The organism is Phaeobacter piscinae (assembly GCF_002407245.1).
Lineage (GTDB): Bacteria > Pseudomonadota > Alphaproteobacteria > Rhodobacterales > Rhodobacteraceae > Phaeobacter > Phaeobacter piscinae.
Genome location: NZ_CP010681.1, coordinates 3,469,015 through 3,491,918, shown reverse-complemented (window position 1 = coordinate 3,491,918; position 22,904 = coordinate 3,469,015). Strand labels below are relative to the sequence as shown.

Here is a 22,904-nt window from a genome sequence, read left to right as displayed (position 1 = left end):
TTATCCCGTTATGATCTTCGCTGCCGGATTTGGCACCCGGATGCGGCACCTGACCAACCACCAGCCCAAACCGATGATCCCGGTCGCCGGTCGCCCACTGATCGACCATGCGCTGGATCTGGCGCTAGAGGTCACACCGCCGGTGATCGTGGCCAACAGCCACTATAAGAGTGACGTTCTGGCCAACCATCTTGCAGACAGCGAGGTGGCGATCAGCCGTGAGGATCCTCAGATCCTCGACACCGGTGGTGGGCTGCGACATGCGCTGCCGCTGCTCGGAACGCAATCGGGACCGGTCTATACCGTGAACCCCGATGTGGTCTGGCGCGGGCCGAACCCGCTTTGCCTGTTGCGCGACGCGTGGGACCCTGCGCGCATGGATGCGCTGCTGACCTGTATTCCCATCAGCCGAACTGTCGGACGCAGCGGCGGTGGTGATTTCCGCACAGACGAAGACGGGCGACTGCATCGCGGCGGCGATCTTGTCTATGGCGGTGTTCAGTTGCTGCGGACAAACAGGCTGGACGAAGTTATCGAGACCGTGTTTTCGCTGAACACCCTGTGGGATTTGATGGCTGCCGAAGGACGCCTGTTTGCGCTGGAATATCCCGGCCATTGGTGCGATGTCGGCACCCCCGAAGGGATCCCCCTGGCTGAGGACCTGATAGCCCAAGATGAGATTTGAGCCGCAAGACACACCACGCCTTTTCGCAGTTCCCTGCGGCGTCGATTTCCCACGCGCTCTGGTCGACGGGCTGGTTGCCCGCAGTCGGAACACGCCGCCAGAAGCGCTGGCCAAGGTCGAACTGATCGTCAACACCTCCCGCATGGCACGCCGGGTGCGGGATCTGTTTGATCAGGGGCCAGCTCTGCTTTTGCCGCGGATCTCGCTGCTGAGTGATCTCGACATGCGCGCCACCTTACGGGGTCTGCCGCCAGCCCTGCCGCCGTTACGGCGACGGCTGGAGCTCTCACAGCTGATTGCCAAATTACTGGAAGCACAGCCAGATCTGGCCGCCCGATCCTCCCTCTATGATCTCTCAGATAGTCTCGCAGCATTGTTTGATGAAATGCAGGGCGAAGGCGTCAGCCCGGAGACGATCCGCTCGCTGGATGTCTCCGACATGTCCGGCCATTGGGCGCGCGCGCAGCAGTTCATCGCCATCGCCGACGACTTTGCCGAGACCCACGAACACGCAATGGATGCACAGGCCCGTCAGCGACAGGTTGTGCTTGATCTGATCGAAGAGTGGCAGGACTGCCCACCGCAACACCCGGTCATCCTGGCCGGCTCCACCGGATCGCGTGGCACCACACTGATGCTGATGGAGGCAATTGCGCGCCTGCCGCAAGGCGCGGTGATCCTACCCGGTTTCGATGACCAGCAGCCGGGCCACGTCTGGGAACATCTAGATGATCCGCTGATGTCAGAAGACCACCCGCAATATCGGTTTTTCAAGATCATGCGCGATCTAGACATGACCCCGGATCAGGTGCGTCCATGGGTCGATGCACTACCAGCCTCCACGGCGCGCAATCGGCTGGTCTCTCTGGCGCTGCGCCCGGCGCCTGTTACCGATGCCTGGATGCGCGAAGGGCCGGAGCTGCGCGATATCGATCAGGCCACCGCCGATGTAACCTTGGTCGAGGCACCCAATCCCCGCGCCGAGGCGCTGACCATTGCCCTGCGACTGCGCAAGGCCGCCGAGAATGGACAGACAGCCGCGCTGATCACACCGGATCGTATGCTGACCCGACAGGTGGCGGCCGCGCTGGATCGCTGGGATATTCTGCCGGACGATTCCGCTGGCCAACCACTACAACTGTCACCTCCGGGCCGGTTTCTGCGCCACATCGCGGAACTGTTCTGCAAGCCGCTGGCCTGCGATACGCTGTTGACGCTGCTGAAACATCCGCTTTGTCATGATGGGGCAGGGCGCGGTGATCACCTGCGCCACACCCGCGAATTAGAGCTGCGGCTGCGCCGCTACGGCCCCCCTTTTCCGGATGCCGACAGTTTTGCCGCGTTTGAAATCGGGCGGGAGCTGATGCCTGGGTGGACCGCCTGGATGACGCAGTGTTTTGCCGACAAACCCATCCGTGGAACGCAGCCCCTGTCACAATGGGTTGAAGCCCTCAGGAATCTCGCCGAGGCAATCAGCCGTGGCAGTCAGGAGGCTGCTGCCGGTGGCCTCTGGGACAAGAAGGCTGGGCGCAAAGCGCTGGAAATCATGAACAACCTTCAGGCGGAGGCTGGCTATGGCGGTGAGATGACCGCCCGCGATTTTGCCGATCTTCTGCGCGCGCTGCTGTCGCAGGGGGAGGTGCGGGACCGCGATGCGCCCTATGGCTCCATCCTGATCTGGGGAACGCTTGAGGCGCGCGTGCAGGGGGCTGATCTGGTGATCCTTGGCGGCCTAAACGAAGGCAGCTGGCCGGAAGCTGCTGCACCCGATCCATGGCTCAACCGACAACTGCGTCATCAGGCGGGGCTGTTGCTGCCGGAACGTCGCATTGGGCTGTCGGCGCATGATTTCCAACAAGCCATCGCTGCACCCGAAGTCTGGTTGACTCGCTCCGAACGGTCGGATGAAGCGGATACAGTTCCGTCACGCTGGCTCAACCGAATGACCAACCTTCTGTCCGGCTTGCCGGGGCAGGGCGGCCCTGCAGCGCTGACGGATATGCGGACCCGTGGTCAGGAATGGTTGGGCTGGGCGGAGGTGTTGGAGGCGCCTATCTCTCTGCCCCCCGCAAAACGACCGGCACCACGCCCCCCCATCGCCGCGCGCCCCCGACGCCTGACGATTACGGAAATCCCGCGTCTGATCCGCGATCCTTATGCGATTTACGCCAAACATGTGTTGAAGCTACGTCCGCTTGATCCTCTGGTGCAGGAACCCGACGCCTTGCTGCGCGGCATCGTGCTCCACAAGATCCTGGAGGACTTTATCAAGGCAACCGTCGCTGACCCCGGTAGACTGACAGCACAGGATTTCCTTGCGACAGCGGCAGCCCATCTGGAGGCAAAGGTTCCATGGCCCATAGCGCGCAGCCTCTGGCTGGCCCGGCTTGAACGCATTGCAGATGACTTCATCAATGGAGAACGCCAACGGCAGCAAACCGCACGCCCGACTGGTTTTGAAGTCTCCGGTGCCGTGCGCGTTGCGCCGCTTGATTTTGAGATTGCAGGCACTGCCGATCGAATTGATGTGGATGAACGCGGCGGCCTGCATTTATTTGACTACAAAACCGGCGATCCGCCAACTGAAAGCCAACAGAAAACCTTTGAAAAACAACTGCTGATCGAGGCCGCCATGGCCGAACGCGGTGCGTTTGAGCGCTATGGCGAGGGCAGGGTGGAACGGGCGCTGTTCCTTGGCCTAAAAAGCCCGCTGAAAGAGGTCGCAGCCCCGCTCATGGATGAGCCACCGGGTAAGGTTTGGGAAGAATTGACCAAGCTGATTTCAGCCTATTTCGAGCCGGATCAAGGGTATAGCAGCCGTCGCATGGTGTTTCAGGACACCCAGACGGGCGATTACGATCATCTGGCACGCTACGGAGAATGGGACCGAAGCGATCAACCGGTATCGGAGATTTTGACATGACCGCCCGCGACGCCGCCTCAGAGGCGCAGTTTCGCGCCGCGCGCCCCGATGCCTCAACCTGGCTGGCCGCAAATGCCGGCTCTGGCAAGACCAAGGTGCTGACAGATCGCGTGGCCCGTCTGTTGCTGCGTGGGGTCCAGCCGCAGCATATCCTGTGCCTGACCTACACCAAGGCCGCTGCCAGCGAGATGCAGAACCGCCTGTTCAAACGGCTCGGCGAATGGGCCATGCTGGGCGACGATGCGCTCACTTCTGCACTGACAGATCTGGGCGCCCATGATGTCATCTCGGCCGAGGGTATGGCGCAAGCCCGCACCCTGTTTGCGCGTGCGATTGAGACGCCCGGTGGCTTGAAAATCCAGACCATCCATTCCTTTTGCGCCTCGCTGCTGCGCCGGTTCCCGCTAGAGGCCGGCGTCAGCCCGCAGTTCTCCGAGATGGATGACCGCGCCGCGGTATTGCTGCGGGGCGAGGTGGTTGAAGCCATCGCAAACAGCGAAAACCCGGAGGAGGCCGGTCTGATCGCGAGACTGGCCCGGCAGGTGACCGATAGCGATTTTGAGACGCTGACCGCCGCAATCTGTCAGCGCCGCTCCGATTTCGAGGTGCCACTGGATCGCGCCGGATTGCGTGCGCTGTTCGATCTTCCGACGGACTTTGACGCCAAAATGTTGGAGCAAAGCGTCTATCTGGGGGGTGAGGGGGACCTGCTGGCGCGCACCTGTACCATGTTGGAACAGGGTGGCAGCACCGATGCCAAGGCCGCTGCGAAGCTGCATAAAATCACCGAGCCGACGCTTGCAGATTTACCCGTTCTTGAATCGGTGTTTCTGACCGGGGCCTCCGCCAAGGCGCCCTTTACCGCCAAAATCAACGCCTTTCCCACCAAGAAACTGCGGGAAAGCAATGTCGCGCTGATGGATCAGCTGGAACCACTGATGCGTCGGGTTGAGGCGGCCCGCGCCCAGCGCCTCGCCTTGGCCGCAGTTGAGAAATCGCTGATTCTGCATGACTTCGCCGCCGCATTCCTGCCGGAATATGATCGCCGCAAACAGCTGCGCGGCTGGCTCGACTTTGACGATTTGATCCTTAAGGCACGCCAGCTGCTGAATGATCCGGCCGTGGCTGCCTGGGTTCTCTACCGGCTGGACGGCGGCATTGATCACATACTGGTGGATGAGGCGCAGGATACCAGCCCGGTGCAATGGGATGTGGTTGAGAAGCTGGCGCAGGAGTTTACCGCAGGGGAGGGCGCGCGATCCGAGGTCGAGCGTACGATTTTTGTCGTCGGCGACAAGAAACAGTCGATCTATTCCTTTCAGGGGGCAGATCCGGACGCCTTTGACAGGATGCAGGCCGAATTCGCCGACCGGCTCGCGGAAACCGGCAGTGCGCTGCAAAACGCGGCGCTGGAATTCTCGTTCCGGTCCTCCGCGGCGATCCTTGGGCTGGTTGATCTGGTGTTCAAGGATAGCCCCGGCGCCGGGTTTCACCGCGATGCCCTGCACCGCGCCTTTAAATCGGAATTGCCGGGTCGCGTCGATCTTTGGCCAGTCGTGGACAAAGTTGACACCGAAGAAGAGCGTGACTGGACCGACCCAGTCGATCGCCCCGGCGCGCGCCATCACACTGTCATTCTGGCGGACCGGATCGCGACCACGATCAAGGAGATGATCGACAGCAAGGTTACCCTGCCGGAGGATGGGCCCGAGCGTGGCAGTTTCCGCCGTCGCCCGGTACGGGCCGGTGATTTTCTGATCCTCGTGCAGCGCCGGTCCGAGCTGTTCTCAGAAATCATCCGCGCCTGCAAGGCTGCAAGACTGCCCATCGCCGGCGCGGACCGGTTGAAGATCGGCGCAGAACTGGCGGTGAAGGATCTGGCGGCGCTGCTGTCCTTTCTCGCTACGCCTGAGGATTCCCTGTCGCTGGCTGCAGCGCTGAAATCGCCGCTGTTTGGCTGGGACGAACAGACCCTGTTTGATCTGGCCCACCGGCGCGAGGGCGGCAGTTATCTCTGGACCGCGCTGCGGGATCGCGCAGCGGAATACCCTGACACGATGGCCATCATAGATGATCTGCGCAGTCAGACCGATTTCCTGCGTCCCTATGACCTGATTGAGCGGATCCTGACACGTCACGGCGGACGTCAGCGCCTGCTTGGCCGATTGGGACCTGAGGCGGAGGATGGCATTAACGCTTTGCTCAGCCAGGCACTGGCCTATGAGCGCACGGATATTCCCAGCCTGACCGGATTTCTTGTCTGGATGCAGGCCGACGATCTGGAAATCAAACGCCAGATGGGCGCGGCGGGCAATATGATCCGGGTGATGTCGGTGCATGGATCAAAAGGCCTCGAAGCACCGATTGTGATCCTGCCCGACACCGCAAAACGCAAACCTCCACGCGATGATGAAATCATGCGCGCTGAGGCTGGGCCGATGTGGAAACTACCCAGCGCCCAGATGCCCGATGTGATGCAAGCCGCCCGCGAGACCGCGCAGGAGAAGGCCCGGAATGAACGACTGCGGCTGCTCTACGTGGCGCTGACACGCGCAGAAAAATGGCTGATTGTTGCCGCTGCGGGTGAGCTGTCCAAGGATGGGGACAGTTGGTACCAGATGGTTGAGCGCGCGCTGCAAGAGGCCGGTGCCAACCCCTATGATACCGGCAATGGCGAGGGACTGCGGCTGCAGCATGGGGATTGGGACGGGTTACCGTTCCACGCAGATCCCCCGGTGGTCACGTCCACGCCGCAATTGCCGGAGGTATTCAAACAGTTGCCACCGCCTTATCAGCCACCAACCTCAACACTCAGCCCGTCGGAATTGGGCGGGGCCAAGGCCTTACCGGGGGATCTGGGACAGGACGAAGATATCGCCAAGGCACGCGGCAGCCGGCTGCACAGCTTACTGGAACATCTACCCAGCGCAGATCAGGATAGCTGGCCCCAACTGGCGGATGCTTTGCTCGCGGGGCATGAAGACACCGCAGATCTTCTGGCTGAGGCAACACGTGTTCTGACCAATCCGGACCTGGGTGCGATCTTCGCTCCTGACACTTTGGCGGAGGTTGCGATAACCGCAGATCTGGATGGCCGTCGCATTCATGGCGTGATTGACCGGCTGATCGTGACGCCGGACCGGGTTCAGGCGGTTGATTTCAAATCGAACGCCACCGTTCCCACCAGCGTGGAGGCCTGTCCGGAGGGGCTGTTGCGGCAGATGGGGGCTTATGCCCATGCGCTGGCAGCCCTCTACCCAGATCGGCGGATTGACACGGCGTTGCTCTGGACCCGTACCGCGACGCTGATGGACCTGCCACACGATATTGTGTCATCCGCTCTTAAGCGCCGCCAGATACCTTGACGATCCGTTAAGGCGTTCATAGGTTCACAGCCGAACTGCCACACTCTTAGGGAGACATTCCAATGTCCACCGTCGCCGTAACCGATGCCACTTTCGATGCCGAAGTGAAGAATTCCGAAGTCCCCGTCGTGGTGGATTTCTGGGCCGAATGGTGCGGTCCCTGCAAACAGATTGGCCCCGCTCTGGAAGAGCTGGCGGCTGAATACGGCGATAAGGTCAAGATCGCCAAAGTCGATGTCGACAGCAACCCCAACGCAGCTTCGGCCATGGGTGTACGCGGCATTCCTGCGCTGTTCATTTTCAAGAATGGCGAGGTTGTCTCCAACCGCTCTGGTGCCGCGCCCAAGGCTGCGCTGCAAAGCTGGATCGACGAGTCGATCTGAACCAGACAGACGATCAGAAATATCAGAAGGCGTCCCATTGGGGCGCCTTTTTCATAACTGGCTTTCAAAACGACAGAATTGGAGGAGGGATCATGGCTGAAACGCGGGTGTTGGTAGAGTTCGGGATGGGGACATCGCTGCGGCGACAGGACTATACCGAGGCCGCAAAACGGGCGATCAAGGACGCGCTCTGGCACAACTCGGTCAATGTTGCCGAACTGTTCGATTTCCCAAAATCCGCCATGCGCATCCGTGCTGAAATCGGCGTGCAAAACCCCGACGCCATCGACTGCGACGCGCTTAGCGCGGTCTTTCCATATGGCACAGCGGAGATTCATGTGACCAAGGGCGGCCTTGATATCGACAAACCCGGCACTGGCCACACGGTGATCGCCAATGCAGCCATCATCGTCTCATTTGACATGGAGCCGACAGAATGACCGAGGAGAAACGCATTATTCTGGAAATGGGCACCGGCAATGATCTTTATGGGCAGGATTACACCAAGGCGGCCCGCCGCGCGGTGCAGGATGCGCTGCACCACTCCTCGATCACGCTTTTTGCGAAACTAGGTATAGACCATACTGAAATGAGGGTTGAGGTCACAATCGGTGTTCAGGAACCCGACAAGGTAGACTGCGATCTGGTCGCCGCCGATCTGCCACGTGGACGCGCCACTGTGCGGGCGGTTTTTGGAGGGTTGAATGTGGATGATCCTGCGGACGGCAACAAACATGTGGTCGCCACAGCTGCGGTAGAAGCCTGGTTACCGGATCAGGCTGGGCGCTTTCAATTGCGCTCCTGATCGCAAAACAGACTCTAACAAAAGAAAAAGCCGCCCTGAAAGGAGCGGCCAAATCATCTTGGTGCTGAGGAACCTGTCCTCAGATCTTTGCGATATCCGCGCGTGTCAGGCCGATGTCTTCCAGCTGGGTATCGGTCAGCTCGGACAGGGCGTTGCGGGTGTCGCGTGCTTCTTTCCACGCCAGGATCGAAGACTTGGCGTTGAAGACTGCGTCCACCAGGCGGAGTACGGTCACTGCACCGATCGGCGCATGGATGTTTGCTGTGGTAGCCATTTGCGCATCCCTTATGAGAACCAGCCGACACCGTGTCGGTTGTGAGCCTCATGTAGGGTGGGCTGCCGAGTCTCACAATTGCCGGTTCGACAGCCCCGAATTGCAGTTTTTGCATAGCATGTTTTTTAGGCAGCCTGCCCGCATACCGGGCACAAGTCTCTTCTCAGCCATCGTCGGCGAGCGGTCGTCGTCCACTCGACAGGCGCTTGTCAGATGGGCCGCGCAAGGCGCCGGAGGTGGCTATTCACTTGATCCCCGGCCCCCGCAACGGATAGCACCCGGTTGAGGTATAAATGACCAGTGCCCATATAGGCCTGGAAACGAGGAGAACATGATGGCAGACGATCAATTTCCGGGCTGGCACGGCACCACGATCATTGGCGTGAAAAAAGACGGCGAAGTCGTCATCGCCGGCGACGGGCAGGTGTCCCTGGGCCAAACCGTGATCAAGGGCTCTGCCCGCAAGGTGCGCCGCCTGTCGCCTGGTGGATTTGATGTTGTGGCAGGGTTTGCCGGCTCCACCGCCGATGCCTTCACTTTGCTGGAACGGCTGGAGGCGAAACTGGAAGCCACTCCGGGGCAGCTCGCCCGCGCCAGTGTTGAACTGGCCAAGGACTGGCGCACTGACAAATACCTGCAAAAACTGGAAGCCATGCTGATCGTGACCGACGGGGCGGATATGTTCGTGATCACCGGCGCCGGCGATGTGCTGGAACCCGAACATGACGTGGCCGCCATCGGATCAGGCGGCAACTTCGCGCTGGCGGCCGCACGCGGCATGATGGACAGTGATCGCAACGCCGAGGCTGTGGCCCGGGATGCCATGGCGATTGCCGCTGATATCTGCGTCTATACCAACGGTCGTCTGACAGTTGAAAGCATCAGCCAAAAGGACTGACATGAGCCATATCGATCAAAACGATATTCGCGCAGCAGTTGGCTCGGGTCTCTTGAGCGAGGCCCAGGCGGCCTCTCTCATGGCCTTGGCGCATAGCCGACGGGGGGCGCGTGAAAATCTCGCTCCCGGTGATGAACCTTTTGAGCTGTTCAAAGGGTTCAACGAGATCTTCATTGTCATCGGTTTGATCATTCTGGCCACCGGATGGGCCGCCGTCACCGGCATTTCCATGGCCGAAGGGTTGGGTGGTCTGGTTCAAAAGGCGACCATGTCCTCTCTGGTTGGGGCCGTGGTATTATGGGTGCTGAGTGAGTATTTCATCCGCCGTCGTCGTATGGTCGCGCCGGCGATTGCGCTTTCGATCCTTTGGACCCTGAATGCCGGCGTCGGGCTTTCGGCGGAATATTCGCAGGTGTTCATGGTCGCGCAGGGAGACTATTCCAGCCTGCCGCTGGCTGTTGCGTTAACCACCGTCTCAATTGCGATCTACTGGCTGCGGTTTCGCGTTCCCTTTGCGATGGCGCTGATCGCGCTTGGCGTGTTCACGCTGGCGCTGATGCTGGCTGCAAACCAATCCGGCAGCCTGACTGGCATGAGTGATCTATTTCTACTGTCAGCCTCCGGCCCCTTTGCCTGGGTAACCCTGCTGGTTGGCGTCGGCGTCTTTGCGGTGGCGATGCTGTTTGATCTGAGCGATCCGCACCGGGTGACCCGGCGCTCTGCGCAAGGTTTCTGGCTGCACGTGGTCGCCGCCCCCGCCTTGGTCAACACCATCGCTCTCAGCCTGCTGGACAGCGGCACGTCCAGCGCAAATCTGGCGCTGATGGCCGTGCTCTTCGCCTTCGCGCTGGTTGCGATCATCATTGACCGGCGGTCATTTCTGATTGCTGCGATCGGTTACAGCGTTACCTTGGCGGCCACAGTCTTCGACGGCGACGGCGCCGCGACAACCATTCTTGTGCTGGGCCTGTTCCTGGTGATCCTTGGTGCCTTCTGGGCACGGATCCGGGCCTTGCTGATTTCCCCTCTCTCACGGGTGTTGCCGCTGGACCGGCTGCCGCCCGCTCACTGAAACGGACCTCTCATGACTGACCTCACCCCTCGCGAAATCGTCTCTGAACTGGATCGCTTCATTATCGGCCAGACTGATGCCAAACGGGCGGTTGCTGTCGCACTGCGCAACCGCTGGCGCCGCAAGCAGCTGGGCGATGACCTGCGCGACGAAGTTTACCCCAAGAATATTCTGATGATCGGACCCACCGGTGTCGGCAAGACCGAGATCTCTCGCCGGCTGGCAAAACTGGCTCGCGCGCCCTTCATCAAGGTGGAAGCCACCAAATTCACCGAGGTTGGCTATGTCGGTCGCGACGTGGAACAGATCATCCGGGATCTGGTGGATATCGCCATTGTCCAAACGCGCGAACACATGCGCGATGACGTAAGGGCCAAGGCCCGTCAGGCTGCTGAAGAACGGGTGATCGATGCCATCGCCGGCACCGACGCCCGAGATGCCACCCGCGATATGTTCCGCAAGAAGCTGAAAGCCGGCGAGCTGGATGATACCATCATCGAACTGGATGTTTCTGACACCTCCAACCCGATGGGGGGCATGTTCGAAATCCCCGGCCAGCCGGGTGGCAACATGGGCATGATGAACCTCGGCGATCTGTTCGGGAAAGCGATGGGCGGACGCACCACGCGCAAGAAGATGACTGTTGCTGACAGCTATGATGTGCTGATCGGCGAAGAAGCGGACAAGCTCTTGGACGATGAGACCGTGACCAAGGCGGCGCTTGAATCTGTTGAACAGAATGGCATCGTGTTTCTCGACGAAATCGACAAGGTCTGCACCCGCCAAGACGCGCGTGGCGGCGACGTCAGCCGCGAGGGGGTGCAGCGCGATCTGCTGCCCCTGATTGAAGGCACCACCGTGTCGACCAAGCACGGTCCGATCAAAACCGACCATATCCTGTTTATCGCTTCGGGTGCATTTCATATTGCCAAACCATCAGATCTGCTGCCCGAACTGCAGGGCCGCCTGCCGATCCGTGTCAATCTGCGCGCGCTTAGCGAAGAGGATTTCGTGCGTATCCTCACCGAGACGGACAATGCGCTGACGCTGCAATATACTGCTCTGCTGGGTACTGAGGAGGTGACTGTCAGCTTCACCGATGACGGGATCGCATCGCTGGCAAAGATTGCAGCCGAGGTCAATCAGACCGTTGAGAACATCGGCGCACGGCGTCTTTATACGGTGATCGAACGTGTGTTCGAGGAACTGTCCTTCAGCGCACCGGATCGTTCAGGTGAAACGGTCACCGTGAATGCCGAATTTGTCCGCAAGAACCTGGGTGAGCTGACCAAATCCGCAGATGTCAGCCGATACGTACTCTGATCGCCGTTAGGGCGCCTGCGCAACCAGTGGACATGGCGGTGGGCGCCCAGTAGCCTGCCGCCATTGTCAATTGGTGGTCCGAAACATGCGTTTTTCACGAGTCCTTTCCCGTCTTTGCATCGTGTTGATTGTTGCAGCTGGATGCACTGATAGATCCTTTACCCCAACCGTTCCGGACGCTTTGGAAATCGGCAAAGCCAAAACCATATTCGGCGCAACCACTCGTGAACCGCTGCCCAATGGCACCTTTGGCCCGGAACGATCTGATACTCTGCGCCTGCTGGAGCTGACAGTATCCATCCCGCCCACTCATTCTCCGGGGCAGTTGGATTTTGCCTATGCCGAGCCCAACCCCGAAACCCAGTTCACCATGGCCGGCCGGAAGCGGCTGGATGGGATGGCTGAGCTGAACCGTCGGATCGCTCAAGAACTGTCAGCCTATCCTGTCGGGGAGCGCGACATTACGGTGTTTGTGCATGGGTTCAACTCAACCCAGGCCGAGACTGCATTCCGGGCCGCACAGCTAACCAATGACATCGACATTCCCGGCGCCACGATCATTTATTCCTGGCCCAGTCAGGGCAATCCTCTGGGCTATGCCTACGACGGCGACAGCGTGTTATTCGCACGTGATGGCCTGGAACAATTGCTGCGCAATCTGAAACCCGGTGTGTCCAACCGCGTGGTGCTGGTGGCACATTCCATGGGATCGCAGCTGGTGATGGAAACCATGCGCCAAATGGAGATCAAGACACCCGGCTGGAGCAGCAAAAACCTTGGTGCGGTGATCCTGATGTCGCCGGATCTGGATGTCGAAGTCTTCCGCAGCCAGATGCGCAGGATTGATCCGGTGCCGCAGCCATTTGTCGTAATGGTGTCGCGCAAGGACAATGTGCTGAACCTGTCGCAACGCCTGCGTGGAACCCACAACCGGGGCCGGCTCGGCAATCTGAAATCACTGGATGACGTGTCTGAGCTGCCCATCGAAGTGGTCGATACAACGGCCTATGCCGATACCGCGGAATCCGGGCATTTTGTGGCTGCAACCTCACCGGCGGTGCTGTCCATCCTCAATTCGGCGCGCCAGACTGCTGCGGCCTTCGACCGCGAGGCGCTCTCGATCCAGCGCCTGTTCCCCGGTCGACTGGTGGTCGACAAGGAGGACAACGCCGTCGAGATTACACTGTCAGAAAACTATCAAGCAAATGTCTATCGCGGCGAAGATCGCTGAGCCAAGCGCCTTGAACCGGTCTCAGCGGTGGCGGCGCAGATAGACGTAATATGCCCCGCCGCCACCATGGCTGACATGGGCCGGCGTCACCTGAAGCACCACCTGCGACAATGGCGGCAGCGACAACCACTGCGGCACCTGGTGCCGCAACACGCCACGGGGAACCGGCATCGGGCCGGGTTCGTCGCGATCCTTCCCCTTGCCGGTGATTACCAGCACCAGCCGCTTGCCGGCAGAATGCGCTGACAGGACAAAACCAACCAGCGCCGGATGGGCGGAATCAACCCGCATTCCATGGAGATCCAGCTTACCCTCAGGCTTCAGTTTGCCGCGTTTCATCTTGCGGTAGGCCTTGCCGTCCATCTGCATCGGCGCGGCGATCAGACCACTGGTGACACTTGGCTTCAGATCATGCCTGGCCGGCTTTGATCCCGCCTTGGACCCCAACTCGAACAGCTCTGGCGTGAACCGCTCCTGCGGCGGAAGCGGCGATTTTGTCGGCTTTGGTTTTGGCAAATGGGCAGTGGCAGGAGCGGTGCGTGTTTTGGGATGTAGCCGCTCCGCCTGTTTGGCGACGCGGTGCCAGAGGTCGATTTCCTCAGATGTCAGTTTGCGGCGGGTCATCAATCGTCTCCCGGTAGCAACGCATAGGCACGCTGAATAGGCAGCAGAACCACCATGCGGCCGGGATCTCGCAGCTTGCCGGCCTCAATTCCGGCTTCGTCACCGCTGCCAAAAAACACATCGGCCCGCTGCGCGCCCTTAATCGCTGATCCGGTATCCTGCGCAATCATCAGCCGGCGCATCGGCTTTGCTCCGTCTTTTTCCAACCAGACCGGCGCACCCAGCGGCGTGAAACGTGGATCAACTGCCAGACTGCGTAGGGTGGTCACCGAACGGTTCATTGCCCCCAGCGGGCCGGCAGAGGCGGGGATGCGGCTCACCTCGCGGAAAAACACATACGAGGGATTGTGCATCAGGAGATCCTCGCCGGCGAGAGGGTTGCGCCGCACCCAGCGTTTGATCACTGCGGCGCTGACCTGATGGATATTGTAGATACCGCGACGGACCAATTCGGTGCCGATGGACCGGTATTCATGGCCGTTTGCACCACCGTAGCCGACACGGATCGACGACCCATCAGGCAGGCGAATTCGCCCAGATCCCTGAATTTGCAGAAAAAACAGCTCTACCGGATCGTCCACCCAGGCGATTTCCAATCCGCGCCCCTCCATCACACCGCTTGTCAGCATCTCGCGTCGTGTCAGCCACTGGCTGATCTTGCGCGCCTCCGGTGGCTGGCGATAAACCGGGTACCGGTAACGCGAGCTGGGCCGGCGCGCACCCGAGAGTTCGGGTTCAAAATAGCCGGTGAACAGCGCTGGCGCGCCGTCTTCAATCAGGACTGGGCGAAAGAACAGCTGGAAGAAGCCGCGCGCGGCCTTTGGGTCTTGTTCGTTGGCCAACGCACAGAGCGCACGCCAGTCGGGATCATTCAGATCCCGGCAAGTCTGCAGAAATGCACCCAACGCCGCTTTGTGGTCATCCTCTGCCCAGCCCTCCAGCTGAGCGAAGGACAGCATGGTGTAGCTGGTTTCCGCCTGTCCGCCCTGCGGAAACAAATATGCGCCAGCTCCAAGAGCCAGCGCACAAAGTGCCCGCCGAAGCCCACGCATCATGCGTCCGTGGCGACCAGATGCCAGTTCGGGTCCGCGCTACCCATGGTACGGCCAAAGACCCAAGTGTCTTTCTGGCGTTTCACCGCCTTGGGATCACCCTCAACAATATCTCCACCGCGATCACGCACAACCGAGGTCAACTCAGCGACAAACCGCATCGTAATCTGTGCATCGCCAGTTGCCGGATCAAAGCTGGTGTCGGTCAACGTCGTCTCGCGGACACCGATAAATTCCGCCTCAATCGTCAGCCCCTGATCCTCACGATGGGCAACAGCGGTGACAAAACTGTCAAAGACGTCGGGCGCGAGGAAAGCTTCAATATCATCCAGCTCGCCGCGTTCAAAGGCCATCAGGATCATTTCATATGCGCCGCGGGCACCCTGCACGAACTCGCGCACCTCGAAGGATGGTTCGGCCTTCTTCATCGCGGCAAGATCGCTGGCCTGGGGGCTGTCCTCAGGGACGTAGTCAACGATGTCGTGATCCGGCCCGCCTTCGATCACCTCAAGTTCGGGGCGTCGGTTCTGGCGATCAGCCTGCGGCACAGCCGGCTTTTCAAACCCTTCGCGGGTGCCCAAAACGCTTTTCAGGCGTAGGATCAAAAACACGGCAATACCGGCCAAAACCAACAGCTGAATCACGGGCGACTCCATAACAACCTCTACGGTAGATGTTCATGCTTCGTTTGAAACTAAAGCGTTCCAACCTTATGTAGGTGACGGGTCGGCGCAAGTCCACCGTCCCGCGCAAGTTCTGAGGAAACCCAGCATGTATCTCTTTCTCGCCTTTCTGATGGTTCCGATCATTGAAATCGCACTTTTTATTCAAGTCGGTGGCGCGATCGGCCTCTGGCCAACGCTGGCCATCGTGGTGCTGACAGCCGTGTTGGGAACCTGGCTGGTCCGTACGCAGGGCCGGCTGGCCCTCGGCCAGCTTCGTAGCTCTTTCGAACAGCTGAACGACCCCACCGAGCCGCTGGCGCATGGCGCCATGATCCTGGTGGCCGGTGCCCTGCTGCTTACGCCTGGGTTTTTCACAGACGCGGTTGGCTTCGCCCTTCTGGTCCCGCAGATACGTATTGCCGTTTATCGCTACCTCCGCTCAAAAATGACGGTGGCCCGGTTCCAGATGGGCCCTGGCAGCATGCACGGCCGCAGCTATCCGAGCGACAATTCCCCTAAACCGCAGGGCGATATCATTGATGCAGACTATGAAGACGTCAGCAAGGATCGACCGCGAAAAGGCCCCTCCGGCTGGGTTGATGGGCAAGGCTAGGCGGGTGGCGCGACACCCCCGTTGAGGTACCGCCGCCAAGCTGATAAGCACGGGCAAAACATAGTTTAGGAGTAGCTTCATGGCCGAAAACGGCGCAACAGAAGGCGTGCAGCAGCCGCAAGTCCAGATGAATATCCTGGGCCAGTTCATCCGCGACATGTCGTTCGAAAACGTCATGGCACAAAAAGGCGTCGGCGCTGACGTTCAGCCCGATGTCAGCGTGCAGGTTGCCCTTGATGCAAAGAAGCGTCAGGCGGAAAACCAGTATGAGGTGATGACCAAACTGAACATCGAGTCCAAGGACAAAGAAGGCAATGTCGTCCTCTTCGTTCTGGAACTGGAATACGTCGGGATTTTCAACATCTCCGGCATTCCCGAAGATCAGCTGCACCCGTTCCTGCTGATCGAATGCCCGCGTATGCTCTTCCCGTTCCTACGTCGCATCGTGTCCGACGTCACCCGCGACGGTGGTTTCCCGCCGCTGAACCTCGACAATATCGATTTCGTCGCGATCTACCGCAACGAACTGGCGCGCCGTCAGCAGGCTGAGGCCGCTGAACAGCCGCAGCAATAAGAGCTCGCCAAATTCGGATATGGAAAACGCCGCTGTTTTCAGCGGCGTTTTTGCATTCAGGACCTAGGGTCAGGGATCAGCTACCGGCGCCGTTCCAAAGGGCGTCATCCCCCATTTTTGCAACAAACTTGGCATGTGCCTCCTGTTCCTTCTCTGTCAACCGCGACGGCAGCGGGGAGGGCCGGGCGGTCGGGCGCCAGTCATCTGTCACCGTCGCCCCGCTGCTGGCCTTGTCATTGGAGGTTGAAAGGCCAAAATCAGGCTGCCGCCCCCCGATCAGTTCCAGATAGACATCGGCCAGGATTTCGGAATCGAGCAACGCGCCGTGCAATGTTCGATTGCTGTTGTCGATATTGAAGCGGCGGCAGAGCGCATCCAGCGTCGCCGGCGAGCCAGGAAAGCGTTTGCGGGCAATCGCCAGCGTATCAACCGCCTGTTCCATCGGCAGCTTTGGTAGCCCCATCCAATCCAGCTCCGCATTGAGGAACTTCATATCGAAGGCCGCGTTATGGATCACCATTTTGGAATCCCGGACGAAATCCAGAAATTTCTGGCCCACTTTCGCGAACACGGGCTTGTCGCGCAGTGTTACAGCGCCTGGACCGGGTTGCTGTGGCGGCTCCAGAAGATCCGGCCCGATGCCGTGCACCTTAAACGCGTCCTGCGGCATGGAGCGTTTAGGGTTGATATAGACGTGAAATGTCTCACCCGTCGGCATGTGATTGAACAGTTCAACCGCACCGATTTCGACAATCCGGTCACCAGAAAACGGATCAAAGCCGGTGGTTTCCGTATCAAGAACGATTTCACGCATCTGCGATCTGCCTTCTAATTTGTGCGAGGATGGACCGTACCTGTGCTTTGGCGTGATCCGGGGTGTCGGTCTCGATCAGATAATCGGCCCGCGCTTTCTTATCCTCTATCGGCATCTGTTTTTGCAGGATTTGTTCAAATTGCTCAACCGTCATCGTCTTGCGCGCAAGGACCCGCTGGCGCTGGGTCTCGGCATTGATCCAGACGCAGGCGACGGCATCCATTCCTGCGTCACCACCAGTTTCAAACAGCAGCGGGATATCAAACACCAGAACATCATGTGACGACGACGCTCTGAAAGCCTCGCGATCAGCCGCAACAAGCGGGTGCACGATTGTCTCAATCCGGGGCAGGGCGCTGCCATCGCCGGCGATGATGTCACGCAAGCGACCCCGGTCAACCCGTCCTTCGATAACAGCCGCTGGCCATGCATCCCCGATGGGGGCAACCGCTGCGCCGCCCACATCATAAAGACGGTGAACCGCAGCATCCGCGTCCCAGACTGCGCAGCCTTCTTCGGCAAAGATTTGCGCAGTTGCGCTTTTCCCCATACCGATGGATCCGGTTAACCCTAACGCGTAGCTCATGCCAATGCGGCCTCCCGCGTTGCAGCGTCCACCTCAGGTCGTTTGCCAAACCAGCGCTCAAACCCCGGTACGGCCTGATGCAACAGCATTCCCAGACCATCAACGGTGGTACAGCCGATATCCTCGGCCCATTGCAGCATATCCGTTTTCAGCGGTGTATAGACCAGATCCGTCACAACAGTGCTGGAGCGCAGCCCGTCCAAGGGCACACGCAGGCGTGGCTTTCCGACCATCCCAAGAGAGGTTGTATTCACCAGGAGTGCAGCCTGTTCGATCACGTTGCCAACCTGCACCCAGTCGACGACCTGAATGCGGGAGCCAAATTCACTGCGGAACTGATCCGCGCGTTCCCGCGTGCGATTGCTCAGCAGAATCTCTGGTACGCCTGCCTCAAGCAGTGAAGCGATCACCGCGCGACTGGCACCGCCGGCCCCAAATACTACGGCTGGACCGGTGGCAGGATCCCAATCCGGCGCGGCCTGGTGCAGATTGGTGATAAACCCGTAACCATCTGTATTATCAGCAAGAATTGAGCCGTCAGGACGGAAGATCAGCGTGTTGGCCGCACCGATCAATGTCGCACGATCCGTCACCTGATCGGCGATCTCCATAATCTGTTCCTTATGCGGGATGGTGATGTTGGCCCCAACAAATCCCATCTTGGGCAGACTGCGGACAACCTCCTCCAACTGACCGGGTTCGACATGCAGCGGCACATAGTGACCAGCAATCCCATAAGTCCGGAGCCAATGGCCGTGCACCAATGGCGATCGGGAATGGGCCACCGGGCTGCCGATCACGCCAGCCAGCGGAATCCGAGTATCATTCATTGCTCAATCACTCCCTGAAGGGCCAGATGGTTCAGCAGCTCCAACAACGGTAATCCAAGCACGTTGAAATAGTCTCCCTCGATGGCGCTGAACAATCGAACCCCTTCTTCCTCCAGCTTATATCCGCCAACGGCATGCTGAATGCTGTCCCAGTTTCGCGCAACATAACTGCGCAGATATGCATCCGAACTGGACCGCATCCTAAGCCGCACCTGGCCGATATGCCGCCACAGCGGCTCATTGTCGCGATAGATGACCGCAGCGGACAATAACATATGTCGCTTACCGCGCATCATCTTCAGCTGAGCAAAGGCGTCATCCGAATCTTTTGGTTTTGATAACAATTTTCCATCAAACTCGAGGACCTGATCACAGCCCAACACCAGGGCACCGGGGAACTTGGCGCTGACCTTGCGCGCCTTCGCCTCTGCCAGCGTATCGGAGATATCACGCGGCGTGGCCTCCTCAGCCAGAAGCGCCGCCTTGATCGCCGCTTCGTCGATGCGGGCCGCGGCGACCTCAAACGGAACGCCAGCCTGCCGCAGCAGCTGGGCGCGTATCTGCGATCCGGAAGCCAGAACGATGTGGGTAGACATGTGGAAAACCCCGTGGGCAAGAGTGTGATGAGCTTAGGATGGTTTGTATGAAATTTCGGCCATTTCGCAAGCCGTGGAGAACCTCAAAATCCCCATTTGCTTGCCGGCAGATTCGCCCTGAGAGGATAGGGATAACTTTGAAATCGTGGATATCTCAGTTGCTCCGATTTCACCCCAGGTTTATCCCCACATCCAAACCCCAAAATGAACGTGATATTTCTCATGTTTTTATAGCCTGCCGGCAAGAGGCATCATGTCGCTGGGGGTAATGCTGGTAAGTTATCCCAAGCGGGGATAAGCCGGTGGACGAGTCAGTTATCCACCGTTTTTAGGGTGCACTACTAAAACATCATCCTTTTAAAATACTTATATTTTAAGGGGAGAGAGGGAACCGAGAGGCCTGCCATGGATCTGAGCGATCTGCTCTTTGAAATTTACCCCTACGCCAAATCTCTGCACATCATGGCAGTGATTAGCTGGATGGCAGGACTGTTCTACCTCCCGAGGCTTTTCGTTTATCACGTGGAGCAGGCAGAGAAGGTGCCGGACAGCCTTCCCATCTTTGTCATGATGGAAGAGAAGTTGCTCCGCATCATCATGAGGCCCGCTATGTACGTCAGCTGGGCTGCAGGGCTGTTAATGGTGCTGACGCCGGGGTTGGTCGACTGGAGTAGTCTTTGGCCCTGGACGAAGGGCCTGAGCGTTCTGGGGATGACCTGGTTCCACCACTGGCTGCTGATCCGTCACCGTGACTTCGCAAATGGGAAGAACACCCGCAGTGGTCGCAGCTATAGAATGATGAACGAAGTCCCGACACTGCTGATGGTGGTCATCGTCATATCGGTCATTTTCAAGTTCTGAGCGGGGATTTGACTCAGCAGGGTGGACCCCTTATGTATGCGGCTAACGGGCCCGTCCGGGCACTCGTGTCTTCCTTATACCTATGACACCGCTCCCCAGATCTCAGGGGAGAACAAAGGCCGTATATATATGACCGTTCAATCCCTGAACCTTTCCGATCTTAAGGCCAAGAGCCCTAAGGACCTTCTGTCCATGGCCGAAGAGCTGGAGATCGAAAACGCCTCCACCATGCGCAAGGGTGAGATGATGTTCCAGATTCTCCGCGAACGCGCGGATGAAGGCTGGGAAATTGCCGGCGATGGTGTGCTTGAGGTTCTTCAAGATGGATTCGGGTTCCTGCGCTCGCCCGAGGCCAACTATCTGCCGGGTCCCGACGATATCTATGTTTCGCCCGATATGATCCGGCAATATGCGCTGCGGACCGGCGATACGGTTGACGGCCAGATCAAATCGCCGCTGGAAAACGAACGGTATTTTGCGCTGACGAATGTCACCAAAATCAACTTCGAAGAGCCGGAGAAGGCCCGTCACAAGATCGCTTTTGACAACCTGACACCGCTCTATCCTGATGAGCGCCTGAAGATGGAGATCGAAGATCCGACCATCAAAGATCGCTCTGCCCGCGTGATCGATTTGGTCTCCCCGATTGGTAAAGGCCAGCGATCCCTGATCGTGGCGCCACCGCGGACCGGTAAGACAGTTATTCTCCAGAACATCGCGCATTCCATCGCGAAGAATCACCCCGAATGCTATCTGATCGTTCTCCTGATCGACGAACGCCCGGAAGAGGTCACCGATATGCAGCGCTCGGTCAAGGGTGAGGTCGTGTCCTCCACCTTCGACGAACCTGCGACCCGCCACGTTGCGGTGTCCGAAATGGTCATCGAGAAGGCCAAGCGTTTGGTAGAGCATAAACGAGATGTTGTTATTCTTCTCGACTCGATCACAAGACTTGGTAGAGCATTCAACACAGTGGTGCCGTCTTCTGGTAAAGTCTTGACTGGTGGTGTTGATGCAAACGCGCTGCAACGTCCCAAACGATTCTTTGGTGCGGCCCGAAATATCGAAGAAGGCGGCTCTTTGACGATCATCGCGACGGCTCTCATCGACACCGGTAGTCGGATGGACGAGGTGATCTTTGAAGAATTCAAAGGGACCGGTAACTCTGAAATCGTCCTTGATCGGAAGATCGCAGACAAACGCGTGTTCCCAGCGATCGATATTCTCAAATCCGGTACACGGAAAGAGGATCTGCTCGTTGACAAAGGCGATCTCGCCAAAACATTTGTGTTACGCCGGATTCTGAACCCAATGGGTACCACCGACGCGATTGAATTCCTTTTGTCTAAGTTGAAGCAAACGAAGACAAATTCCGAATTCTTCGACTCAATGAACACCTAGTAGACTGGCCGGCACGAAAGGAAGGTCACCTGATGGACACGATCTTTGCGCTGGCCTCCGCCCAAGGGAAGGCCGGCGTTTCGGTTATACGTCTCTCTGGCCCAAAGGCTATCAGCACCGCTTCTGTTATCAGTGGCGGTGCTTTGCCCTGTCCTGGTCGGGCGTTGCGCGTTCTGTCTGATCGCAGTAAGGCGCGTATCGACGAAGCCTTGGTGCTCACTTTCGCCGGCCCGAATAGCTTCACTGGTGAGGATACCGTTGAATTTCAGGTCCATGGCAGCACGTCGGTTGTCAGTGCCATGCTTGATCTATTGGGTCAGTTTGAAGATGTGCGACTGGCGGACCCAGGTGAGTTTACCCGCCGTGCGCTTGAAAATGGTAAGCTGGACCTCTCCCAGGTTGAGGCATTGGCGGATTTGATCGATGCAGAGACCGAGGCGCAGCGGGTACAGGCGCAAGCCGTACTCGCCGGCGGGCTTTCTGATTTGGCTGAGCGCTGGCGAAAAGACCTTATTCGCGCTGCATCCCTGATTGAGGTAACAATTGACTTTGCCGATGAAGATGTTCCCGTAGATGTCACTGAGGAAGTCAAAGAGCTTTTGGCCGGCGTAACAGCGGATTTGGAACCTCAGATTTCTGGTGTACAGATGGCTGAACGGATTCGCAGCGGATTTGAAGTTGCAATCATCGGTGCACCAAACGTTGGCAAGTCAACACTACTCAATGCTCTGGCCGGCCGCGAGGCTGCTATCACGTCGGAATATGCCGGCACGACCCGGGACGTGATCGAGGTAAGGATGGATTTGGCGGGTCTGCCCGTGACTCTTCTTGATACCGCCGGCCTGCGCGAGACTGACGATCATGTCGAAGGGATCGGCATCAAAATAGCGAAGAAACGGGCAGAGGCGGCAGACCTTCGCGTGTTTTTGACCAATGATCGAGATGCAATTGATATCGACATCCTTGAGGACGATATTGTTGTTACCCCAAAGGCGGATCTGATCGGCAATGATGCTTCTAAAAAGGCGGTTTCCGGACAAACCGGGCAGGGCATAGACGTGCTGATCGCGGACATTACCAAAGCGCTGAAAAATCGTGCTGGTAAGGCAGGTATTGCCACGCGTGCGCGACATCGAGAGACAATGAAGACGGCATATGACCGCCTGAAGACCGCGCAAGATGTGCTAAACTACGGTCCAGAGTTTTATGATGTCGCTGCTGAAGATCTGCGTTCGGCCCTTCGCGCCTTGGAGATGTTGGTTGGCCGTGTAGGGGTAGAGAACCTTTTGGATGAAATCTTCTCCAGTTTTTGCTTGGGAAAGTAAGGAG

23 protein-coding genes are annotated in these 22,904 nt (G+C 58.7%); 15 read left to right on the top strand and 8 right to left on the bottom strand.

Going from position 1 to position 22,904, the window contains the following annotated elements:
* Window positions 1–10 precede the first annotated feature (10 nt).
* The 6 genes from phaeop14_RS16565 to phaeop14_RS16540 all read left to right on the top strand — a co-directional run bounded on the left by phaeop14_RS16565 (window position 11) and on the right by phaeop14_RS16540 (window position 8,161).
* The gene (locus phaeop14_RS16565; protein ID WP_096790343.1) at window positions 11–685 is read left to right on the top strand and encodes a nucleotidyltransferase family protein; all 675 of its coding nucleotides are present in this window, start codon (window positions 11–13) and stop codon (window positions 683–685) included.
* A complete protein-coding gene (addB, locus tag phaeop14_RS16560) occupies window positions 675–3,608 on the top strand; it encodes a double-strand break repair protein AddB (RefSeq protein WP_096790144.1) in 2,934 nt (977 codons plus the stop codon). The genes phaeop14_RS16565 and addB overlap by 11 nt, the downstream gene beginning before the upstream one ends.
* On the top strand, window positions 3,605–6,973 hold the full coding sequence (gene addA, locus phaeop14_RS16555) for a double-strand break repair helicase AddA (protein WP_096790143.1): 3,369 nt from the start codon (window positions 3,605–3,607) through the stop codon (window positions 6,971–6,973). Before addB ends, addA begins: the two co-directional genes overlap by 4 nt.
* Window positions 6,974–7,035: 62 nt before the next feature.
* Window positions 7,036–7,356 (top strand): thioredoxin, encoded by a 321-nt coding sequence (gene trxA / locus phaeop14_RS16550; RefSeq protein WP_014876414.1) that lies wholly within the window; start codon window positions 7,036–7,038, stop codon window positions 7,354–7,356.
* 92 nt (window positions 7,357–7,448) lie between these two features.
* The gene (locus tag phaeop14_RS16545; protein ID WP_040179013.1) at window positions 7,449–7,796 is read left to right on the top strand and encodes a Lin0512 family protein; all 348 of its coding nucleotides are present in this window, start codon (window positions 7,449–7,451) and stop codon (window positions 7,794–7,796) included.
* Window positions 7,793–8,161 carry a Lin0512 family protein gene (locus phaeop14_RS16540; RefSeq protein WP_040179012.1) on the top strand — a complete coding sequence of 123 codons (369 nt, stop codon included), beginning with the start codon at window positions 7,793–7,795 and terminating at the stop codon, window positions 8,159–8,161. The genes phaeop14_RS16545 and phaeop14_RS16540 overlap by 4 nt, the downstream gene beginning before the upstream one ends.
* Before the next feature lie 79 nt (window positions 8,162–8,240).
* Here phaeop14_RS16540 and phaeop14_RS16535 read toward each other — a convergent pair whose 3' ends face one another.
* On the bottom strand, window positions 8,241–8,435 hold the full coding sequence (locus phaeop14_RS16535; protein WP_024098903.1) for a DUF1127 domain-containing protein: 195 nt from the start codon (window positions 8,433–8,435) through the stop codon (window positions 8,241–8,243).
* A gap of 334 nt (window positions 8,436–8,769) precedes the next feature.
* On the opposite strand from phaeop14_RS16535, the gene hslV reads away from it, so the two are divergent.
* From hslV to phaeop14_RS16515, 4 genes are all read left to right on the top strand, one after another.
* Window positions 8,770–9,333 carry an ATP-dependent protease subunit HslV gene (gene hslV / locus phaeop14_RS16530; RefSeq protein WP_024098902.1) on the top strand — a complete coding sequence of 188 codons (564 nt, stop codon included), beginning with the start codon at window positions 8,770–8,772 and terminating at the stop codon, window positions 9,331–9,333.
* A 1-nt stretch (window position 9,334) separates the two neighbouring features.
* Window positions 9,335–10,405 (top strand): hypothetical protein, encoded by a 1,071-nt coding sequence (locus tag phaeop14_RS16525; RefSeq protein WP_096790142.1) that lies wholly within the window; start codon window positions 9,335–9,337, stop codon window positions 10,403–10,405.
* A 12-nt stretch (window positions 10,406–10,417) separates the two neighbouring features.
* Window positions 10,418–11,728, top strand: a complete 1,311-nt coding sequence (gene hslU / locus phaeop14_RS16520) for an ATP-dependent protease ATPase subunit HslU (protein ID WP_040179009.1) — start codon at window positions 10,418–10,420, stop codon at window positions 11,726–11,728.
* An 85-nt stretch (window positions 11,729–11,813) separates the two neighbouring features.
* Entirely contained in the window at window positions 11,814–12,959 is a 1,146-nt protein-coding gene (locus phaeop14_RS16515; RefSeq protein WP_040179008.1) for an alpha/beta hydrolase, read from the top strand.
* 21 nt (window positions 12,960–12,980) lie between these two features.
* On the opposite strand, the gene phaeop14_RS16510 is transcribed toward phaeop14_RS16515, so the two are convergent.
* From phaeop14_RS16510 to phaeop14_RS16500, 3 genes are read right to left on the bottom strand one after another with little or no spacing between them, the layout of a single operon-like run.
* The gene (locus tag phaeop14_RS16510) at window positions 12,981–13,583 is read right to left on the bottom strand and encodes a Smr/MutS family protein (protein ID WP_040175098.1); all 603 of its coding nucleotides are present in this window, start codon (window positions 13,581–13,583) and stop codon (window positions 12,981–12,983) included.
* Entirely contained in the window at window positions 13,583–14,638 is a 1,056-nt protein-coding gene (mltA, locus tag phaeop14_RS16505; RefSeq protein ID WP_096790141.1) for a murein transglycosylase A, read from the bottom strand. Before mltA ends, phaeop14_RS16510 begins: the two co-directional genes overlap by 1 nt.
* Window positions 14,635–15,291 carry a Tim44/TimA family putative adaptor protein gene (locus tag phaeop14_RS16500; protein WP_040175100.1) on the bottom strand — a complete coding sequence of 219 codons (657 nt, stop codon included), beginning with the start codon at window positions 15,289–15,291 and terminating at the stop codon, window positions 14,635–14,637. The genes mltA and phaeop14_RS16500 overlap by 4 nt, the downstream gene beginning before the upstream one ends.
* Before the next feature lie 115 nt (window positions 15,292–15,406).
* On the opposite strand from phaeop14_RS16500, the gene phaeop14_RS16495 reads away from it, so the two are divergent.
* A complete protein-coding gene (locus phaeop14_RS16495; RefSeq protein ID WP_096790140.1) occupies window positions 15,407–15,913 on the top strand; it encodes an FxsA family protein in 507 nt (168 codons plus the stop codon).
* A 79-nt stretch (window positions 15,914–15,992) separates the two neighbouring features.
* Entirely contained in the window at window positions 15,993–16,487 is a 495-nt protein-coding gene (secB, locus tag phaeop14_RS16490; protein ID WP_014876402.1) for a protein-export chaperone SecB, read from the top strand.
* A 76-nt stretch (window positions 16,488–16,563) separates the two neighbouring features.
* Here the strand turns inward: secB and dnaQ are convergent, their stop codons facing one another.
* The 4 genes from dnaQ to phaeop14_RS16470 are packed head-to-tail and all read right to left on the bottom strand — an operon-like array spanning window position 16,564 to window position 19,313.
* Entirely contained in the window at window positions 16,564–17,301 is a 738-nt protein-coding gene (gene dnaQ / locus phaeop14_RS16485; RefSeq protein ID WP_040179004.1) for a DNA polymerase III subunit epsilon, read from the bottom strand.
* Entirely contained in the window at window positions 17,294–17,887 is a 594-nt protein-coding gene (gene coaE / locus phaeop14_RS16480; protein ID WP_040179001.1) for a dephospho-CoA kinase, read from the bottom strand. Before coaE ends, dnaQ begins: the two co-directional genes overlap by 8 nt.
* Window positions 17,884–18,717: a shikimate dehydrogenase gene (locus tag phaeop14_RS16475; RefSeq protein WP_014881539.1), complete on the bottom strand. Its 834-nt coding sequence runs from the start codon at window positions 18,715–18,717 to the stop codon at window positions 17,884–17,886. The genes coaE and phaeop14_RS16475 overlap by 4 nt, the downstream gene beginning before the upstream one ends.
* A complete protein-coding gene (locus tag phaeop14_RS16470; RefSeq protein WP_096790139.1) occupies window positions 18,714–19,313 on the bottom strand; it encodes a Maf family protein in 600 nt (199 codons plus the stop codon). Before phaeop14_RS16470 ends, phaeop14_RS16475 begins: the two co-directional genes overlap by 4 nt.
* 405 nt (window positions 19,314–19,718) lie before the next feature.
* Here phaeop14_RS16470 and phaeop14_RS16465 point away from each other — a divergent pair, with 405 nt between their 5' ends.
* The 3 genes from phaeop14_RS16465 (at window position 19,719) to mnmE (ending at window position 22,900) form a co-directional block, all read left to right on the top strand.
* Window positions 19,719–20,174, top strand: a complete 456-nt coding sequence (locus phaeop14_RS16465; RefSeq protein WP_040178994.1) for a CopD family protein — start codon at window positions 19,719–19,721, stop codon at window positions 20,172–20,174.
* 129 nt (window positions 20,175–20,303) lie between these two features.
* Window positions 20,304–21,575 (top strand): transcription termination factor Rho, encoded by a 1,272-nt coding sequence (gene rho, locus phaeop14_RS16460; protein ID WP_014876396.1) that lies wholly within the window; start codon window positions 20,304–20,306, stop codon window positions 21,573–21,575.
* A gap of 32 nt (window positions 21,576–21,607) precedes the next feature.
* The gene (gene mnmE, locus phaeop14_RS16455; RefSeq protein WP_096790138.1) at window positions 21,608–22,900 is read left to right on the top strand and encodes a tRNA uridine-5-carboxymethylaminomethyl(34) synthesis GTPase MnmE; all 1,293 of its coding nucleotides are present in this window, start codon (window positions 21,608–21,610) and stop codon (window positions 22,898–22,900) included.
* Window positions 22,901–22,904 lie beyond the last annotated feature (4 nt).